Raw genomic sequence first — 2,044 nt, 5'->3', positions numbered from 1 at the left:
CTTGTGGCGGTGGCTCCTGCGGTGACTTCTTCGGTCGGAGGCTCGCTCACGTCTACGAAGTCAGAGGGATTGTTCTGCGATTGTACATCAGCGCCCGCCTCCTTCCGTTCGCGGCCCGGCTGGTATCTCGGTGCCGGTGCTGCTGCACTTCCTCGAGAACTTCGCCTATCTGCAGCGCGGTGTCGTGATGGTCCAGGCCGAGGTCGCCGAGCGGCTGGCAGCCAAGCCCGGTTCGAAGATCTACGGCTCGCCCAGCGTCAAGGCCGCCTGGTACGGCGACTGGAAGCTCTCCGGGAACGTCTCCCGTCAGGTGTTCTGGCCGGTGCCGAACGTCGACAGCCTGCTCGTCGGCTTCGACCGTTCCGCGGGGGAGCGGGGCACCGAAGAGGAACGTCGTCGCACGTTCCGGATCGTCGACGCCGCCTTCAACCAGCGTCGCAAGATGCTCCGTCAGGCGCTGTCCGGCATCTTCGGCAGCTCCGCGGCGGCCTCCGAGGTGCTGCTCGCCGCCGGCGTCGCGCCGACGGCTCGAGGCGAGGACCTCACCGTCGAGGACTACCAGCGCATCGCACAGCACGCGGCCGCGTCCGAGGTTCTCACTGACGACGTCGCTCCCACCCAGTAACCTGGCACCGTGAACGAGTCCCCCCGCTTCCGCCCCGATGTCCCCGAGCTGCACCGTCCGTACGCGGCCGACGAGAGTCGCTATCAGCAGTTCGCCTACCGGCAGGTGGGCACCTCCGGCCTGTACCTGCCGCCGATCTCGCTCGGGCTGTGGTGGAACTTCGGCGACAACATCCCGCTCGACAATCAGCGCGCACTGCTGCGCCACGCGTTCGACCGCGGCATCACCCACTTCGATCTGGCGAACAACTACGGTCCGCCCTACGGCTCCGCCGAGAAGAACTTCGGCCGCATCTTCGCCGAGGACTTCCGCCCGTACCGCGACGAGCTGATCATCTCGTCGAAGGCCGGGTGGGACATGTGGCCGGGGCCGTACGGCGACTTCGCGAGCCGCAAGTACATCCTCGCGAGCGCCGAGCAGTCGCTGACCCGCATGGGGCTCGACTACGTCGACATCTTCTACTCGCACCGGGTCGACCCGGTCACCCCGATCGCTGAGACGGTCGGCGCCCTCGACACCCTCGTCCGCCAGGGCAAGGCGCTCTACGTCGGCATCTCGTCGTACAGCGCCGAGCGCACGGCAGAAGCCGTCGCGGTCGCGAAGGACCTCGGCACACCGCTCGTCATCCACCAGCCGGCGTACTCGATCCTCAACCGCTGGGTCGAAGACGGACTGACCGACACGCTCGAGCAGTCGGGTCTCGGGGCGATCGCCTTCACGCCGCTGGCGCAGGGGCTGCTCACCGACAAGTACCTCGGAGACGGCACGGCCGAGCGCGCGCAGAAGCGCGGCTCGCTGCCCGAGGGCCGGCTCACAGAGGAGGCCGTCCAGACGCTGCGCTCGCTCAACGAGGTCGCACAGGGTCGCGGCCAGTCGCTTGCGCAGCTCGCGCTGCAGTGGACGCTGCGCACGCCCGTCGTGGCCTCCGCGCTGATCGGAGCCTCGCGTCCGGAGCAGCTCGACGAGAACATCGCGGCCGTGAACGGCCCTGCCTTCACCACCGAGGAGCTCGCGCGCATCGACGAGCTCGCCGGTGCCATCGACGTCAACCTGTGGGCGAAGTCCTCGGAGCTGTGAGCCGATCATGAGCCATGCCGCGTTCGCCGATTCCGTGCACGTGCGCGCCCCGGGCAAGATCAACGTCTTCCTCGGGGTCGGCGGCCGGCATGACGACGGCTACCACGCGCTGGCGACGGTCTTCCAAGCGGTCTCGCTCTACGAAGACGTGATCGCACGCCCTGCCGACGACTTCTCGGTCACGGTCTCTGGTGTGGAAGACATCGACTCGGTCCCCCTCGACGACCGCAACCTGGCGATGCGTGCGGCCAAGCTGCTCGCGGTGGCGGTGGATCACCGGGGCGGCGTCGCGCTCGAGATTCGCAAGAGCGTGCCCGTGGCCGGCGGCATGGGCGGCGGATC

At 68.5% G+C, this 2,044-nt stretch carries 1 protein-coding gene and 2 pseudogenes; all 3 read left to right on the top strand.

The window, feature by feature from the left end:
- Window positions 1-115: 115 nt before the first annotated feature.
- Window positions 116-625: pseudogene (locus tag KZA10_RS13375) on the top strand (rRNA adenine dimethyltransferase family protein); the annotation flags it as partial.
- A gap of 9 nt (window positions 626-634) precedes the next feature.
- A complete protein-coding gene (gene mgrA / locus KZA10_RS13370; protein WP_127482696.1) occupies window positions 635-1,702 on the top strand; it encodes an L-glyceraldehyde 3-phosphate reductase in 1,068 nt (355 codons plus the stop codon).
- 7 nt (window positions 1,703-1,709) lie between these two features.
- Window positions 1,710-2,044, top strand: a pseudogene (locus KZA10_RS13365) (4-(cytidine 5'-diphospho)-2-C-methyl-D-erythritol kinase); the annotation flags it as partial.

Source organism: Microbacterium sp. BF1 (assembly GCF_019279095.1).
Classification (GTDB): Bacteria; Actinomycetota; Actinomycetes; order Actinomycetales; family Microbacteriaceae; genus Microbacterium; species Microbacterium maritypicum.
The sequence above is the reverse complement of the archived record's forward strand: the minus strand, read 5'-3'. Positions and strand labels throughout refer to the sequence as shown.